This window comes from Candidatus Endomicrobium procryptotermitis (genome assembly GCA_031279415.1).
Lineage (GTDB): Bacteria > Elusimicrobiota > Endomicrobiia > Endomicrobiales > Endomicrobiaceae > Endomicrobium_B > Endomicrobium_B procryptotermitis.
Window position 1 is genome coordinate 15,726 of record JAITIP010000001.1, and the last position, 16,908, is coordinate 32,633.

The window sequence follows — 16,908 nt, forward strand, 5'->3', positions numbered from 1 at the left end:
ACAAATAAATAATTAGTGACTAAGTCGCAGATTTTCCGAGATTATAATGAGGATTTTACACATTTTTTCCGTCCATTTTTTTGTTTAATTTTTTTAATACTTTCCAATATTTGCTTATGTAGAGAATTATTCCCGATAAAGCATATAATGAGAAAAGAATAAATATTATGTTTTGCGGAAATACTATTATCAAAAATATAAGCAGTATAATCAAAACTAAAAACTGAAATACTTTTGGTTTTGAAAATTTAAATTTTTTAAATGAAGCGTAAGGTATGTTCGATACCATCAACAAAGAAAGTATCACCATGACTATAGGCATACTTTTAAAAAATATGGGCATATTTTTCATAAGCAAAGGTATTGTTTTAACTGACAATACCTGATCAGGTTCCGCCAACAGAAGTTCGTAGCTCAATACAAAAGATATCAAAAGTCCCGCAGACGCAGGGGTTGGAAGTCCCATAAAAGAGCTATGAACCACTCCCTTTTTAGCTTGAACATTAAATTTTGCAAGCCTTAACGCACTGCACAGAACAAACAACACTGAAATTGCAATTCCAAGTTTTCCCATAGTATTTAAAACAAGCTGGTACATCATTAAAGCAGGCGCAACACCGAATGAGACCAAATCGCTTAACGAGTCCAACTGCACGCCGAATTCACTTGTAGTTTTTGTCATTCTTGCAACTCTGCCGTCAAGCATGTCAAACACTATGGCAAGAATAAGCATCCATGCGGCCCAAGTAAAATATCCTCTGATAGAAAAAATAACTGAAATAATGCCGCATGCCATATTTCCGCATGTAAATAAGCTGGGCAAAATATATATACCTTTTTTTAAATCTTTCATTTTATTTATCCTATAAAACCGATTTTATTTGCTTAAAACTGCAAAAACGGTTACGCCTGAAACAACCTTATCATCTTTTTTTACTTTAATATCGACATTCTTTGGCATATGGAGATCGACCTGCGAACTGAATTTTATAACACCGATTTTATCGCCGATTTTTAATTCATCGCCCGTTTTTACCCATGAAACGCATCTTCTGGCAAGTATGCCGGCAATTTGTTTAACTGTATATGTACCGCTTTCGTTTTCTATAACGATATGATTTTGTTCGTTGACAATATGTGCTTCAGGCTCCATCGCTTTTAAAAATTTTCCGGGTTTGTATTCGACTTTTGTAACTTTTCCTTCTATGGGAGAACGTTGCAGATGAACATCAAGGACCGATAAGAAAACCCTTACAACTTTTTCTGTTTCTGTTTCACTTACTTCAAGAACAGTTCCGTTGCAAGGAGAAAGAATTAATCCCTCTCCCTGCGTGATTTCAATTGCAGGATCTCTGAAAAAATAAATGCAAAATAAAGATATTAAAATACATAATATGCCGGCAATAAAAAAAATTCCGCCAAAACCCGTAAACAGTAAAACTAAACCGATTACAAGCGGAATTAAAATAAATGAATAGCCTTCTTTAACAATTGGCATAAATAATTCCTCTTTTCAATAATAATTTATAATTCTCCTGATTTTAAATCCAAAATCCCTTATTTTTTAAAAAAGATTTTATCAAAAATACAATTTAAAGTCAAAACAGGTTGAAAATATAATCTTTTTTAGTAAATAGAGAAGAGATGAGCAAAGATTAGAAGCTTGGCAGCAACAAGGACTGCCTTTTCAAGTTCCTGCTAGAAATCTGCGATTAATTCTTTGTAAGTAAATCTTCGACTTCTGTTTCAGTCTTTACAATTTTAGGAGCCCCTGCGGGTTTTGCTATACGAGTATATTTCGGTTTTACATCTGATGTGTAGTTTGCTTTATAATTTTCAGAAGGCTGCAATGAAGTTTTCGTATATACGGCATTACTGCGCGCTGGGTTACTTTTATTTATATTATTCTGAGCATATACACTATAAACTATGATAAAAAGAAAAAACACAGCTGAAACTGAAAAGAAAATAATTAATTGCTTTAAATTCATGAAATACCCCCTCAAGTATAAATTTATTTTTTGAACAAAAGAAAGCACGGAATAAGTATAAAATATTTATAAAAAAATGTAATAAAATTAGGAAATTTTTCTGAAAGATTCTTCAGCAATATATGAACTGCGCACATATCTACCGCATACAACTGTTTTTATTCCGAGCGCAACTGTGAATTTTTCTATTTTTTTGAGTTCTTCTTCACAGTATTCTTTTATGACGGGATAATGATATTTTGTCGGACTAAGGTACTGCCCGATTGTCAAAATGTCGATTCCAATGTTTTTTATATCTTTTATAGTTTCAAAAATTTCATCTTCCTCTTCGCCCAGCCCCAGCATAATTCCCGTTTTGACTTTAAATCCGGACATTTTAGCGTGTTCCAAAACACTTAAAGAGCGTTTATAATCGGCACCTTTGCGCACTTTTTCATATAAAGACGGCACCGTCTCAATATTATGTGAAAAAACATCCGGGTTTGCCTGTAAAACGGTATTAATTGAATCTCGGCAACCTTTGAAGTCCGGAACTAGAACTTCAACTTTTATGCCGGGATTTACAATCTTTATTTCTCTAACCGTATCGGCAAAATGTTTAGCACCGCCATCTTTAAGATCATCTCTGGTAACGGAAGTTATAACGCTGTAAGAAAGTCCGAGTTCTTTTATAGCCTGAGCAATACGCTTTGGTTCGCACAAGTCAACTGTTTCGGGTTCATTTTTGTCAATGCCGCAAAACCGACAGCCGCGCGTGCAGTTGTTACCCAAAATTAAAAAAGTTGCGATACGCTTTTTAAAACACTCTCCTATGTTTGGACATTTCGCACTCCAACAGACAGTATTCAATTTCTGCGAAAGAAAATTCTTTTTTAATTCCGATATGCCTGCTATAGTTATTTTTTTCTTTTCAAGCTTCATTTTAACATTATTTACCCGATTTTATTATGCTGCCCACTTTAAATTCTGAAAATTGTTCACGAAAGCTGCCGCTCTTTTAGGACATATTTTGATATATTGATTTTTCAGGCATCAGCATTTGCAAACCTATTTATTTTGCCAACTTTGTGTGAAAAAACAACATTGGATTAAAAGGAAAATCTGGATTGACAATAAAATCACATTCCGGGTATTTTCATATCTCCCATAAGTTTTTTCGATTCATGCGCCATTACATCTTGCGCTTTATCTGAAGCAGATTTAAAAGCGTCCAATATAAGTTTTTCTATTTTTTCTTTATTTTCTTTTAACAAATTTTCCGGAATTTCAAAAGACAAAAATTCATTTTTGGCGTTTACCTGAATTTTTATCCCTTTATACTCGACATTAATTACATTGGCTTTAAGCTTTTTATCCATTTCACTTAATTTGCTTCTCATAGCTATAGCTTCTTTTGCGGCTTTAAACAGTTCCATTGTTTTAACTCTCCTTTAAACTTTTAAACTTTATTGTCTTTGAAATATTTTTTATCTCTCATTATCAAAACGCGTACTAAAACTGCCAGAACAAACCATATTACGCACAAAGCATAACCTATCCAATTGCCTCCGAACTTATATAAAACGTACAAACCTGCAACTCCACAAAAAGTCGATATCAAAAATATATTTTTATATATTTTTCCTTTTTTGTGAATATCCATCGCTATGCTCCTTTACTTTTTGAATTTTTAGAATTATAACATAAACAGTAACGTTTAAGATAAGCAGTACCGCACTTACGATTATGCCGTGCAAAATGCCGAAAAATTGCGCAGCTGTAAGCCCCGCTAAAATATCTAAAACAAAAAGAATGTAGAAAAAAATTTTTATATGTTTAAAATCCATTTTTTCCTTTATGTTTTTTATAATATTTTGCCACAGTTTTATAAACGATTACGTTCACAAAAAGCAATGCGGCAGCTATTATCATCATTTTAGTATTGCTTCCTGTTTTATCGGCCAGCCTTCCGAAAATAATGATTTCCGCCAGCGAAAGCGCATATAAAAACAGTTTAATTTTTCTTATAAAGTCTATTTTCATTTTATGTTTTTCATCAGCGTTACTCTTTGAAGCAGAGAACCTTTTTTTGAAGCTTCGCCAATATTCATTGAAGTAATCGCCACTCTGTTAATAAGATACGTTTTTGACTCTTTTTCCGTTTCTTCGCCGTAACCCCATATCGAATGAATTATATATGGACTACCATTTTCGCTGCCTACATAAAGCATAATATGTCCGGGAAAATATAAAAGCGTCATGCCGGGAATTCCATTTTTTATAATTTTCTGTGATCTCAGGTATTCCTGTTCACTTTCTTCAAACTCACCCGCAAAAATTCCAGCAGATTGTATTTGTCCCGCAGAGTTTCTCGGCAGTTTGATTCCGAAACAAGCAAAAATCTGTCTTATAAAACTCGAACAATCCTGTTCTCCATTCATTCCGCCCCATCCGTAAGGAGAATTGAGATGTTTAAACGCCTGCTGTATTACGTTTCTCTGATTATATTTCATATATCCGACCGATATATCGGAAAGATTTATATACGCCTTTTTAAACCCTAAAACACCATCTTGTTTCGCTATGGGAATTCTTATCTCGGCAATTTCACCTTTGATGGCCGCTATTGGAAGAGCTGTACCCATACTTATATAATCAAAAAATTCTGTCATATTTTCATTTTTATAAATATCGGCTTTCGGGGAAATTATTACAGCAAATCTATCCCATCTTTTATAATCTTTTATTACGTCCTGCCGGCAAAAAGCTATAGTATCTCTGTTCAGCCAGCCTTCTGCAATTTCTGACACTGCATAATACCATTCTTTGTCAAGAGTAGCATACAAAATGGCTACTGGCGACGCCAAATCAAGCTGTGTAACCTGCATTCTGTCTAAATCCAAAGTGTCAAGCGATGAATATAACGGCTCATAAGAAGGAAGATATCTGAGTTCCGCATACTTTACAGTCATGGCAAAACTTACAGTTACCGTAGAATTAAAAAGGTCGTAATCTATATTTTTGTCCATATCGAAAAAATGCTCTCTCCCAACGCGTTTTTTCGAATGTCCATCATAATATCTTGCGAACATGTCTACAGACCTAGTATAAATTCCTGCGGCGTTTTTACGATAATATATTTCTGGAAAATATTGTACATCAGTTATATATATGCTTTGTCCAACAGTATTGGCATTTACGGCTTCAATTTCTCTTGTGTTAAGCATTACTTTGTCTGGATTTTGAAGCCTTGAAATCCAATATCCCGGACTTTTCATCATTCTGCCAACATCTTGAAAAGCTGTCGGCGCAGGGCATATCATAATTTCTTTTACAATATTGTCAGCATTTTTGCCCATGCACGAACATAAAAAAAGATATATGCAGAAGCAGAATATTAGTGGATGTATTGCTTTTTTCACTTATTATATTCTCCGAACTATTGTTTTGCGGGACCGCCAACCTGTATTTTTTTAAGAATTTTTTCAAATTCTTCAACATTTTCAGGTGAGTCAAGCCATTTGATATTCTTTTCGGCTTTTTTGACATTTTTAACATCTTTTTCTTTAGCTTCCGGGATCTGCACCGCTTCTGAAACTTGTCCGGAATTATCCGACAAGGCTGGTTTTAAACTTTCTGAAATCTCAGAAACATCTGTATCTGTACCGCTTTGTACTGCGCCTTCATTTAATATTTTTTGAAATTGTTCAATTTTTTCCGGAGAATCAAGTTTGATGACGGCTTCCTGCGAATAAGACTGACAAAAAATGCCGGCAAAAAACAAAAAAACTACAGCCGCAAACATTTGTAATAGCATCTTATTTCCTCCCTGTTAAACAGTTTCAAAAATTTCCTCGATAGGTTTTCTTTTGGGAACTGACGGAGTCATTTCGGTTTTTCCTATCGGAATCAATGCCATAAGATGGTGCGGAGAATTAATATTTAAAACTTTTTCAAGTTTTTCTTTTGCAATAAGAGGGCCTGTCATCCAGCATGCGCCATAACCTAAAGCGTGTGCGGCAAGAAGCATATTCTGTACAGCCGCAGAAGGACCATGCGAGTCCGCTGCTTCCAAAGCTTCCGGAGATATGCCGTATCTGCGCATAATTCTCATGCTAAACGATGTATATGGAGTTTTGATTACGGCAATAACTAAAGGAGCACTGGCAAAAAAAGTAAAAAATCTAGCATAGGCGTTAAACTCATTGTACGCTCTTTTTGACTTAATAAGAGAGGAATACTCTTCAATCTGTTCTTCTATGGCCAGCACAAGCTCTTTTCTTTTATTTTCAGTTTTTACAGCAATAAAACGCCAGTTCTGGCTGTTTGTAGCCGACGGCGCCATCGATGCGGCTTCAATTATGGTTTTAATATCATTGTCGCTTACAGGTTCCTGACTGAACTTTCTCACGCTTCTGCGCTGCTTTATAATATCCAAAAGTATGCTGCTTCTTTCTTTTATAAGCTCGTTAAAAATATTTCCCTGCATGTTATCTCATACGCTCCTTCTGAGAGTTCCTGAAATTATTATTTCAAAACCTTTTTCATTTTCAATAATAAGTTTTCCATCACCACTTATTCCTCTGTTAACACCTTTAATTATACCAAATCCTGTATCAATTATTATGTTTTCATTCAAAAATTCCTGATTTTTATTATATTCTTCACAAAATCTTCCAAAACCAGAACTGCAAAAATCATTATAAATTTTATCAAATTCCATTAAAAATGCGGACATAATTTTTGTTCTGTCAATACTTTTTTTAACCATGCTGCCCAAAGAAGCGGCTTGCGGCAAATCTTCCGGTAGAGAATTATAAATATTTATACCCACACCGGCCACAATCCAATTTACCATATCCTGTTCAGCGGACATCTCAACTATTATTCCGGCTATTTTTTTATCTTCAACAAGAATATCATTCGGCCATTTGATTTTTGTTTTAACCGCATAATTTCTTTTTAAAATTCTGTTCAAAGCCAAAGCGATTAAAAGAGAAATATATGCTGCACAATCAGGAGATATTTTTGGTTTTAGAAGCATAGAAAACCAAAGTCCACCGGAGCAGGAAATCCACTTTCTCTGCATTCTCCCATAAGAAGAAGTCTGCTCGTTTGCAGTTACGATTGTTCCTTCCGGTTCGCCTTTTTGTGCAAGATTTTTAAGTTTTGTCTGCGTGGAAGCAGTTCTTCTAAAATGTAGTATTTTTTTACATATTCTGGTAGGCGACAAAAATTTCTTAATAACATCTTCCGCTTTAAACGGCAGCACACTTTTTATCAATTTATAACCTTTCACTGACGATTTTATTATAAAACCGCCCTTTATCAGTTTTCTTATTTGTTTATGTACGGCGGCTCTCGATATGCCTAAAGCCGCACTGATTTTGTTTCCAGAAATATATTTTTCGTCGGAAAGAATTTCAAGAATTTTCATTTTGGAGAGAGTCCTAACTGATAGTTATTTCTAAAGTAATATCTAAGGCAGGCGCCGAGTGGGTTATTGTCCCTATCGAAATTCTTTCTGCACCCAACCTGGCAAACTTTTTAATTGTTTTAAGATTTATACCGCCTGATATTTCAATCTCGGGGTTGTAGTCTTTTGAAGAATTTTTTCTTATTATTCCTATCATCTTTTTCGTTTTTGCAAGTCCTGTGTTGTCAAGCATTATTATGTCCGCTTCGGCTTCGAGCGCATGTTTCACCTGTGAAATATTCTCGCATTCGACTTCAATAAGGGTTTTTTTATAAATTTTTCTTAGCTGTTTTGTTTTTTCCGGCAGGTACTTTGTGAGTGATAAATGATTGTCTTTTATCAAAATCATATCATAAAGTCCCATCCTGTGATTTATGCCGCCGCCGCATACTACAGCATATTTTGCAAGTTCTCTGTACCCTGGAAGCGTTTTTCTAGTATCGTAAATTTTTGTTTTTCCATTTTTAGAAGCATTTACAAATTTGTTTGTCAAAGTCGCTATTCCCGACATATGCTGCAAAAAATTTAGAGCCGTTCTTTCGCCTGCTAAAATGGCATAAGCCTGCCCTTCTATTTCAAGTATGCGGTCGCCTCTTTTTATTTCTGAACAATCTTTTTTTTTAGGATATACGACGCATTTTTTGTCTATGGTTTTAAAAACTTCGGCAAAAATATCAACTCCGCACAATATTCCATGCCTATTTGCGATAAGTACGGCCTTTGCTTTTTTATCTTTTGGAATTAAAGATTTCGTTGTTATATCATTAAAAACGCCGTCTTCTTCAAGTGCAAGTTTTATTAAGGTTCTCGTATTATTCATAACGGGTTGATTGTATAAAATAAACAAATTTTTTTCAATGAATTTTTCAACAAAAAAATTTATTTCCTAAGCAGAGTGTAAATTTTATTGGCAGATTGACAACGTTTTAAGCATAATTATTTCCTTATTAACATTCCCTTACTTGCTATCATTTTTCCATTTCAGGATAGGTTTTCTTGCCGCCTCAACTTCATTAAGCCTTCTTACGCAGGTATTTACAGGGGCATCTTTCACTTTTTGAGGTTCGTTTACGGACTCTTCAAAAATTATTTTATTTAAAGTTTCTATAAACCTGTCTAAAGTTTCTTTTGATTCCGTTTCCGCAGGTTCTATCATCATGGCTTCTTCTACTATTAACGGAAAATACACGGTAGGCGCATAATATCCGTAATCAAGCAATCTTTTGGCAACATCTATTGTTCTTATGCCATTCTGTAAAACGGATTTCAGCGATAATACGAATTCATGCATACATCTGTTCCCCGCAGGAACGTCTATTTTGTCCTTAAGTTTGGCGAGCATATAATTGGCGTTTAAAACAGCTTGTGTGGAAGCATTTTTAAGTCCGTTTGCACCAAGCGCTTTGATATATGCATAAGCTTTTACCAAAACCGGAAAATTTCCAAAAAAAGTTCTCATCTTACCTATACTTCTTGCTTTTTTATAATTTAAAAAAAATTTCATATCTTTTTTTTCAATTCTCGGAACAGGTAGAAAAGGCTCCAAAAATGCTTTTACGCCCACGGGACCCGCTCCAGGACCTCCTCCGCCATGAGGTGTAGAAAAGGTTTTGTGAAGATTTACATGCATTATGTCAAAACCTATGTCCGCCGGACGCAACATGCCAATAACGGCGTTTAAATTAGCGCCATCATAATACAAAAGCGTGCCATTTTCATGAGCAATTCTTGATATCTCCTGTATTTCTTTTTCGAAAATACCGAGCGTGTTGGGAACGGTAAGCATTATCGCCGCAGTATCCGTAGTTAAAATCTCCTTTAATTTTGCGGAAGATAAACTTCCGTCCAACTCGGATTTTAAAGAAACTATTTCAAAGCCAGCATAAGCCGCAGAAGCAGGATTTGTTCCATGTGCTGAATCTGGGACAATTATTTTTGTTCTTTTTTGTTTAATTGACTTAAAATATGCGGAGATTATAAGAAGAGCGGCAAATTCTCCTTGTGCGCCGGCTGATGGTTGTAATGAAAAATAATCCATTCCAGAAATTTCACATAAATCTTTTTCAAGATTATAAATTAATTCCAAAGCTCCTTGAACGGTTTCCACGGGCTGCAAAGGATGTATTTGATTAAAGCCGTCAAAGCCTGCAATTTTTTCGTTTATTAAAGGATTGTGTTTCATTGTGCAGGAGCCTAGCGGATAAAAAGTAGTGCTGAGTGCAAAGTTTTTGCGCGATAGATTTGTAAAATGTCTTAACAAATCGCTTTCCGCAATGCACGGAAGTCCCAAATCTAAATTTCTTTTATAATTTTCAGGAATATTTACATCAAAATCGACATCGCAGTTAACGCCGAAAGCCGACCTTCCCTGCGAAGATATTTCATTCAAAAGTTTTTCCATTGTTTTATCCTTTCTCTATATGCGTTTGATAAAATCAAATTCATTATCTTTGTATTTCGGGAACGGCAACTCTCCATTTTCAAATTATACTTTGAGAATTCTTAAAGAGAATTTATGAATTTTTATTCTACTCATATTCTTTTGCCGGATAAAAGTTATATTTTTGCCAATATTTCGGCAAGTCTGTCTATTTCTTCTTTTGTTCTTTGTTCCGTCACACAAAACAGCAGGCAGTTTTCATATTGTTTGCAATAAGAAGATAATTCGAGAGGCGGCAAAAAGCCGTTTTTAATAAGCATTTTAGTGATTTTTTTTATGTCTTTCTCTGTTTTGATTACAAATTCGTGAAAGAAAACAGCATTTTCAAATTTGGCACTGAAACCTTCGATTCCTTTGATTTTATTAAAAGCGTATCTGGCTTTCGCAATATTTGTCAGCGCAAGTTTTTTTAAACCTTCGTTTCCCCATCCGGACAAATAGACACAGCCAGCCAAAGCGTTTAAAGCGGCATTGGTACAAATGTTTGAGGTGGCTTTTTCTCTTCTTATATGCTGTTCTCTCGACTGTAAAGTCAAGACAAAACCTCTTTTTCCATCTTTATCTACGGTCTGTCCTGCAATTCTTCCCGGCATTTTCCATTCAAAAGCTTTTTTTACAGACATAAATCCAAAAGTTGCACCACCAAAACTCATCGGATTTCCCAAAGCTTGCCCTTCGCCTACGGCAATATCGGCTCCGTATTCGCCCGGAGCTTTAAAAAATCCCAAAGAAATAGGGTTTACAACCGCGATAAAAAGAGCATTACCGCTTTTTGCTGTTGAAGAAAGCGTGTCCATATCTTCAATAATACCGAAATAATTCGGCGATTGCACGATAACGGCCGCTGTATTTTCATCCAGATTTGCCTCAACTGAACTTTTTTCTATGGTGCCCATGCAGGACAAATTAAGCATTACGATTTCTGCTTTCGAATTTTTAAGATAAGTTTTAACAGTTTGAGCATACTGAGGGTTAAGCGCTGAAGATATCAGAATTTTATTTTTTCCCGACGCTCTTAATGCAAGCATCGTAGCTTCAGCAGTTGCTGAAGCGCCGTCATAAAGTGAAGCATTTGAAACGTCCAAAGCGGTTAAAGCGCTTATCATACTTTGATATTCGAATATCGACTGTAAAGTTCCTTGGCTTGCTTCTGCCTGATATGGAGTGTATGCGGTGCGAAAGTCACTTCTTCCGGTGATTTCGCCTACCAGAGCCGGGATGTAATGGTCGTATATTCCCGCTCCCCTGAAAGAAATAAGGGTTTTATTTTTTGAGGCAAGTTTTTTGAAAACATCTACAAGTTCCTGTTCGCTTTGTCCGCTGGAAATTTTTAACTCTTTGGCTTTTAACTGCGCGGCTATGACATCAAACAGTTCATCTTCACATTCTATGCCTAAAGTTTCGAGCATTTCTTTTTTTTCTTTTTGATTTTGCGATATGTATTCCATAAAATTCTTATACTTATATAAGTTTTTGATAGTCTTGTGCGCTTAACAAATCCGAAAGTTCTTCTTCATTGACAAATTCAACCGTAAACAGCCAGCCGTTTTCATAAGGCGACTGGTTTACAGTTTCAGGAGAAGATAAAAGAGCTTCGTTTATTTCGACTATTTTGCCACTTACAGGAGAGTATATGTCAAAAGCCGATTTAACCGACTCTATCACCGCAGTCGGCGTGGCTTTCTTTGCACTTTTTCCATTTTCTGGAAGTTCAATGTGAACAATATCAGTTATTTCGTGCTGAGCAAAATCGGTAATGCCGACTTTTGCCTTATTTCCTTCAACTTTAATCCATTCGTGTGTTTTTGTGTACCTAAGTTCCTGTGGAATATTCATAAAAAACTCCGCTGTTATTTTATAAACTGCTCACGTATTCTAGCATAAATGTCGGTTTTATCAAAATTTAAATCTGAGAATAAAGGCTGACTGTTTCGATTGCGCTCATTGCGGCGGTTGCACCTTTATTTCCTGCTTTGCTCCCGGCGCGTTCGATTGCCTGTTCTATGTTATCGGTAGTTAAAACTCCGAAAATTACTGGAACTTTGCTGTGTATTCCCACGACGGAAACGCCTTTTGAAACTTCAGCAGAGACATAATCGAAATGAGGTGTGGCACCTCTGATAACGCAGCCGAGGCATATTACAGCGTCATATTTTCCACTTTCTGAGATCTTTTTTGCAGCCGACGGAATTTCAAAAGCTCCAGGAACCCAAAACAAATAAATGTCATTGTCGGCGGTTCCATGTCTTTTAAGCATATCTTCTGCGCCATCAATAAGTTTATGCGTTATAAACTCGTTAAATCTTGACGCGACTATGGCAAATTTTTTGCCTGCCGCGTTTAACTGACCGTTGATGATTTTCATTTTATACCTCTTTATTTTGTGCGGATAAATTCCGCAATTTCTTTTTATAAATGCCCGCACAGGATTAACAATAACAGGTTTTCATCATCGTTACCGCTGCCTAGTTGCCAAACTTCCAAGATGCTTTCCTTATTTTACCTGCCGTTCAAACTGTTTTTAAAATATGTCCCATTTTCTCTTTTTTTGTTTTAAGATATATTTTATTTGAGTTTGTCGGAGATATTTCTACGGAAACTCTTTTTGATATTTTTAAACCATACCCCTCAAGGCCGACTATTTTTCTCGGATTGTTCGTCATAAGATTTATGCTTTTTATGCCGAGTTCTGACAAAATCTGCGCTCCGATTCCATAATCGCGCAAATCTGGAGCAAAACCCAAAGCGACATTCGCTTCAACCGTATCCATTCCCTGCTGCTGCAGATAATAAGCTTTCAATTTATTTTTAAGTCCTATGCCTCTTCCTTCCTGATGCATATACAAAACCACGCCTCGTCCTGCTTTTTCGATTGCACGCAAAGCGGCTTCAAGCTGATCCCCACAATCGCATCTAAGCGAATGGAATACGTCTCCGGTTTCACATGAAGAGTGTACCCTTACCAAAACGTCTTTTTTACCTTTGACATCGCCTTTTATAATCGCCAAATGAACCTCCTTTGTCACGGAATCCTCAAAAAGAACGGATTTGAAATCTCCATACTTTGTAGGCAAATCTACGGCGACGACTTCTTTTACAAGTTTTTCGGTTTTTCTTCTGTAATAAATTAAATCTTCTATAGTAATAATTTCAAGTTTATGTCTTCTGGCAAATTTAATAAGATCTGGCATTCTCGACATTGTGCCATCATCGTTCATTATCTCACATATTACGCCTGCTGGATAAAGTCCTGCAAGTTTTGCAATGTCAACCGCCGCTTCCGTATGCCCCGTGCGCACAAGCACGCCGCCTTCTTTGTAACGTAAAGGAAAAATATGACCAGGACGGGCAAAGTCTTCATGTTTTGAGGTTCTATCAATAAGCTTTTTTACAGTTACAGCTCTGTCATAAGCGGAAATTCCTGTAGTCGTGCCTATGCGGTAATCTACAGAAACTGTAAATGAGCAGCCTTTTTTTTCGGTAGGCTTGTCAACCATATTTTCTATTTTAAGTTTTTCCAACTGATTACTTTTCATCGGAACGCAGATAAGCCCTCTGGCGTGTTTTGTCATAAAATTAATAATTTCCGGAGTGACTTTTTCCGCAGCGCAAAACAAATCGCCTTCGTTTTCACGTCCGGGATCATCAACTACTACCGCCATTTTCCCTTTTTTTATATCCTTTAAAACGCTTTCAACTTTTGAAAAATTTTTTTTGTCTGATTTAATCATTTTAAATAAACTCGTTTCCTTTCAGCATCTCCAAAGAGATGCCTTTTGAATTATTATCTTTAGTAAATCTTTCTACATATTTAGCTAAAATGTCGGTCTCTATATTTACCAAACTGCCCGCTTTTTTGAATTTAAGAACCGTATTGTTAAAAGTTTCCGGTATCACAAACAGTTCTATATTTGAGTTCTCAACCTTCGCGATTGTAAGACTAATTCCGTCAATAGCTACAGAACCTTTGTCAACACAATGAGCTGCACATTTTGCATCAAGGGAAACCAAAATTCTGTAAAAACGATTCTGCTTTTCCACAATTTCTATTTTACCCGTTCCATCAACATGTCCGGTTACTATATGTCCCGCTATTCTTGACAAAAGCGTTAAAGCTCTTTCAAGGTTTACAATTTCATTAACTTTAAGAAATGAAAGAATCGTAACTTTATCCGTCTGAGGGCTGTAATCCGCTGTAAAACCACCTTTTTTAACTGAGACAGCCGTAAGACAAACGCCGTTAACGGCAATGCTGTCGCCTGTCGAAATGCCATCAAGTTTCGTATCTATCGCGATTTGCGAAGATGATATTCGTTTTACACAGCCCAAATCTTCAATTAATCCTGTAAACATTTTCTCACCGTACAATCTGACCTGTAAATAAAAAGTCAGTTCCTATTTTCATTATTTTTATATTTTTAAATTTTAAGGCCTCAGAAACCTTTTTCACACCTATCCCTCCGACAACCGACGGAGCATTTTTTCCTCCTATTATTTTCGGGGCGACAAACAAGAATATATCATCTACGGCTGCGGAAAATAAAGCCGAAGAGATAATTTCTCCTCCTCCTTCGATTAAAACTGTTCTAAGTCCGAAACTTTTGAGTTTTTCTACTATAACTTTAAAATCTTTTCTCGCTGCTTCGGCATTTACCGGAGCAAAAATAATATTTTTTTTAAACAGACAGCGGGGAATATTTTTTAATTTTTCATCATAAATGATTACTGTTGCAGCCGAGCTATCGACAATGTGGTAATTTTCAGAAATTTTTAAATTAAAATCTATGACGACTCTTACGGGATTTCTACCTTTGCCGTGCGATGTCAAACTAGGATTATCTTTTAAAGCGGTATTTGTTCCGACAAGCACGGCGTCATATACGCTTCTCAATTTATGCGTAAAATCTCTGGCTTTATCAGAAGTTATCCATTTCGAATCATAGGTATGCGCTGCGATTTTGCCATCAAGACTCATTGCGGCTTTTATTGAAACTTTTGGCTTTATTTTCAAATGCTTCAGATAATCTTTTAAAAGAATTTTTGCTTCACCGCTCAAAATTCCACAATATACTTTGACTCCGGACTTTTCAAGAACTTCTTTGCTTTTTGAAACGTTTGGGTCTTTTACGGCAAAAAATACTTGACTGATTCCCGCCTTTATTATCGACTGAGTACACGGTGGACGTTTTCCGTAACTGTTGCAAGGTTCCAAAGTGACATATAAGTCTGCACCTTTTGCTTTATCTCCCGCTTCGGTTAAAGCATTTATTTCCGCATGATTTCCACCAAAATATTCATGAAATCCCTTTGAAATTATTTTATTGTCTTTAACGATAACGCAGCCTACCATAGGATTCGGATAAACTTTGTTTTTTCCTTTTTTTGCCGCTTTTATCGCTTCCCGCATAAATATCGTCTTGTTCATAAAAATAAAAAACCCCGTAATTACAATTTCGGGGTAATGAAAAATTTATAATATTCTTCTTTTGTCCGGACTATACCGTCGGCATCCGAATTTCACGGATTCAGTCCACTTTTAAGCGGAGTCGCAGGCTTGAAACTTCATTTCTTTTTTAATGAAACCCTGTTTCTTTTACTGCCGGTAAGGATTCGGGAAACAAATTCCAAAGGGAACTTTGTTCCTTCACCTTCCCCGAAGACTTAATAATTAAACCATTTTTCATTTGCGATGTCAAATTTCAAAAATTTTACTGTTTCAATTTTTTACTTTCAATCAAATATAAGGGACGCTTTTTTGTCTCAGTAAAATTCTGCCGATATATCCCCCTAAAATGTCGATTGACACAAGCTTTGACGCCATTGCTATTTCTTTACCGCAGTTTCTCAATAAGTTGCTATAAGCGGTGTCTTTTTTTCTGGGATTTTTCTACAATCATTTTGAGCATACGGTCGATTAAGCCATCGTTTATAAAAAGCGATTGCCAAATTAAAACTGTTATTTTCTTATTTTAAAATAACTAAGATGTCTCCGTTTTCGCCTTCTTTAATAGTGTGGTAATATGTATCTAAAACTATTTTCATTTTATCTGAATCCATTTTTCTATCTTTATTTAAAATTATTTTTTGCTTACGATTGTAATAATGTTCAAACTTAAAAAAACCATTAAACGAATCACCTCCTAAACCCTCCTGTCCCCAAATGTTTTTTAACGAGGGATAAAGAAAAGCGATATGTCTTGTAACTTCTGTTCTTCCTATACTGCCTTGTATTTGCAATTTAGTCTTTGCAACCTCGTCCTTGCTTGTCCATATCCGCGATAAGTCATTTAATAACAATTCATTTCTAAAATTTGCATATCGTTCTTGGTCTGCCAAAACATTTCCAAAAGCAAAAGAAAATACAAGAAAAGAATAAAGCAAAATCAACAGGGGAGCAGCCATAAATTTTTGCCAAAGCTTATTAAAATTTTTCACAGTAATAATGCCAATTATTGCAAGAACCACGCCAATGCCTATCAAAGACCTTCCACTAAAAGAACTTTCCTTTAATATTAAAAAGTTCCGTAAGACAGAGGTATTGCAAGCGCCGCAAATAAAACGCCTGCTGCTGCGTCGGATAGAATAAACGACCTTTTACGCTTTGAAAAAATAACAAGAGATGCTATAAAACAAATAAACAGTAAAACCGCCAAAACGCTCCAAATGTCGTTTAGATAAGACGACAGCGTTTTAAAAAGCTTTATAATGTTATGATAAAGCCCACTGGTCATCTCGGAAAACGCAAAAATCTCGGTTTTTCTATATCCTTTTGGCATAGGCAGAGCACACTTAAAAATAAAAGCCGCAAAAAAATATGGACTGATAAAAATTAAAATTTTTTTCAATATATCCTTAATTCTTGCATTGTCTAAAAAATCTTTTAACGCCAAGCCTAAAATCATAACCAAAAATATGCCGTTTGCCGCCTGATAAGACATCCACATTGCTATTAAACAAACAAACGAAATTAAGAAAAACTTAATATACCGTAGAAAAAAGCGAGATGACCAGTGGGCTTTATC

The 16,908-nt window shown here is 35.7% G+C and carries 21 protein-coding genes and 1 riboswitch; all 21 genes read right to left on the reverse strand.

The window, feature by feature from the left end; all coding sequences use genetic code 11:
• Window positions 1–55: 55 nt before the first annotated feature.
• On the reverse strand, window positions 56–853 hold the full coding sequence (pssA, locus tag LBD46_00095) for a CDP-diacylglycerol--serine O-phosphatidyltransferase (GenBank protein ID MDR2425577.1): 798 nt from the start codon (window positions 851–853) through the stop codon (window positions 56–58).
• A 24-nt stretch (window positions 854–877) separates the two neighbouring features.
• A complete protein-coding gene (locus LBD46_00100) occupies window positions 878–1,498 on the reverse strand; it encodes a phosphatidylserine decarboxylase (protein ID MDR2425578.1) in 621 nt (206 codons plus the stop codon).
• A gap of 214 nt (window positions 1,499–1,712) precedes the next feature.
• Window positions 1,713–1,991, reverse strand: coding sequence for a hypothetical protein (locus LBD46_00105; protein ID MDR2425579.1), 279 nt, complete (start codon window positions 1,989–1,991; stop codon window positions 1,713–1,715).
• An 87-nt stretch (window positions 1,992–2,078) separates the two neighbouring features.
• Complete coding sequence (gene lipA / locus LBD46_00110) at window positions 2,079–2,912, reverse strand: lipoyl synthase (GenBank protein ID MDR2425580.1); 834 nt, start codon at window positions 2,910–2,912, stop codon at window positions 2,079–2,081.
• Window positions 2,913–3,109: 197 nt separating this feature from the next.
• Entirely contained in the window at window positions 3,110–3,406 is a 297-nt protein-coding gene (locus LBD46_00115; GenBank protein ID MDR2425581.1) for a YbaB/EbfC family nucleoid-associated protein, read from the reverse strand.
• Between the two features lie 23 nt (window positions 3,407–3,429).
• Window positions 3,430–3,633, reverse strand: a complete 204-nt coding sequence (locus LBD46_00120; protein ID MDR2425582.1) for a hypothetical protein — start codon at window positions 3,631–3,633, stop codon at window positions 3,430–3,432.
• A 173-nt stretch (window positions 3,634–3,806) separates the two neighbouring features.
• Window positions 3,807–4,013, reverse strand: a complete 207-nt coding sequence (locus tag LBD46_00125; GenBank protein MDR2425583.1) for a hypothetical protein — start codon at window positions 4,011–4,013, stop codon at window positions 3,807–3,809.
• A complete protein-coding gene (locus LBD46_00130; GenBank protein MDR2425584.1) occupies window positions 4,010–5,392 on the reverse strand; it encodes an SH3 domain-containing protein in 1,383 nt (460 codons plus the stop codon). Before LBD46_00130 ends, LBD46_00125 begins: the two co-directional genes overlap by 4 nt.
• Window positions 5,393–5,409: 17 nt before the next feature.
• On the reverse strand, window positions 5,410–5,787 hold the full coding sequence (locus LBD46_00135; protein MDR2425585.1) for a hypothetical protein: 378 nt from the start codon (window positions 5,785–5,787) through the stop codon (window positions 5,410–5,412).
• 15 nt (window positions 5,788–5,802) lie between these two features.
• The gene (locus tag LBD46_00140; protein MDR2425586.1) at window positions 5,803–6,459 is read right to left on the reverse strand and encodes a nitroreductase family protein; all 657 of its coding nucleotides are present in this window, start codon (window positions 6,457–6,459) and stop codon (window positions 5,803–5,805) included.
• A 6-nt stretch (window positions 6,460–6,465) separates the two neighbouring features.
• Complete coding sequence (locus LBD46_00145) at window positions 6,466–7,407, reverse strand: biotin--[acetyl-CoA-carboxylase] ligase (GenBank protein ID MDR2425587.1); 942 nt, start codon at window positions 7,405–7,407, stop codon at window positions 6,466–6,468.
• A 13-nt stretch (window positions 7,408–7,420) separates the two neighbouring features.
• Window positions 7,421–8,266, reverse strand: coding sequence for a carboxylating nicotinate-nucleotide diphosphorylase (gene nadC, locus LBD46_00150; protein ID MDR2425588.1), 846 nt, complete (start codon window positions 8,264–8,266; stop codon window positions 7,421–7,423).
• Between the two features lie 138 nt (window positions 8,267–8,404).
• A complete protein-coding gene (gene gcvPB, locus LBD46_00155) occupies window positions 8,405–9,847 on the reverse strand; it encodes an aminomethyl-transferring glycine dehydrogenase subunit GcvPB (GenBank protein MDR2425589.1) in 1,443 nt (480 codons plus the stop codon).
• A 155-nt stretch (window positions 9,848–10,002) separates the two neighbouring features.
• Window positions 10,003–11,334, reverse strand: a complete 1,332-nt coding sequence (gene gcvPA / locus LBD46_00160; protein MDR2425590.1) for an aminomethyl-transferring glycine dehydrogenase subunit GcvPA — start codon at window positions 11,332–11,334, stop codon at window positions 10,003–10,005.
• A gap of 13 nt (window positions 11,335–11,347) precedes the next feature.
• Window positions 11,348–11,722, reverse strand: a complete 375-nt coding sequence (gene gcvH / locus LBD46_00165) for a glycine cleavage system protein GcvH (GenBank protein ID MDR2425591.1) — start codon at window positions 11,720–11,722, stop codon at window positions 11,348–11,350.
• A gap of 67 nt (window positions 11,723–11,789) precedes the next feature.
• Window positions 11,790–12,251, reverse strand: a complete 462-nt coding sequence (gene ribE, locus LBD46_00170; GenBank protein ID MDR2425592.1) for a 6,7-dimethyl-8-ribityllumazine synthase — start codon at window positions 12,249–12,251, stop codon at window positions 11,790–11,792.
• Between the two features lie 145 nt (window positions 12,252–12,396).
• Window positions 12,397–13,617 (reverse strand): bifunctional 3,4-dihydroxy-2-butanone-4-phosphate synthase/GTP cyclohydrolase II, encoded by a 1,221-nt coding sequence (locus tag LBD46_00175; protein ID MDR2425593.1) that lies wholly within the window; start codon window positions 13,615–13,617, stop codon window positions 12,397–12,399.
• 1 nt (window position 13,618) lies between these two features.
• Window positions 13,619–14,239: a riboflavin synthase gene (locus LBD46_00180; GenBank protein MDR2425594.1), complete on the reverse strand. Its 621-nt coding sequence runs from the start codon at window positions 14,237–14,239 to the stop codon at window positions 13,619–13,621.
• A gap of 4 nt (window positions 14,240–14,243) precedes the next feature.
• On the reverse strand, window positions 14,244–15,311 hold the full coding sequence (gene ribD, locus LBD46_00185; GenBank protein ID MDR2425595.1) for a bifunctional diaminohydroxyphosphoribosylaminopyrimidine deaminase/5-amino-6-(5-phosphoribosylamino)uracil reductase RibD: 1,068 nt from the start codon (window positions 15,309–15,311) through the stop codon (window positions 14,244–14,246).
• Window positions 15,312–15,360: 49 nt separating this feature from the next.
• Window positions 15,361–15,551, reverse strand: a riboswitch (FMN riboswitch).
• Between the two features lie 299 nt (window positions 15,552–15,850).
• A complete protein-coding gene (locus tag LBD46_00190) occupies window positions 15,851–16,288 on the reverse strand; it encodes a hypothetical protein (protein ID MDR2425596.1) in 438 nt (145 codons plus the stop codon).
• 110 nt (window positions 16,289–16,398) lie between these two features.
• Window positions 16,399–16,908, reverse strand: a 510-nt coding sequence (locus tag LBD46_00195; protein ID MDR2425597.1) for a glucosyltransferase domain-containing protein, incomplete at its 5' end; no start/stop codon positions are given.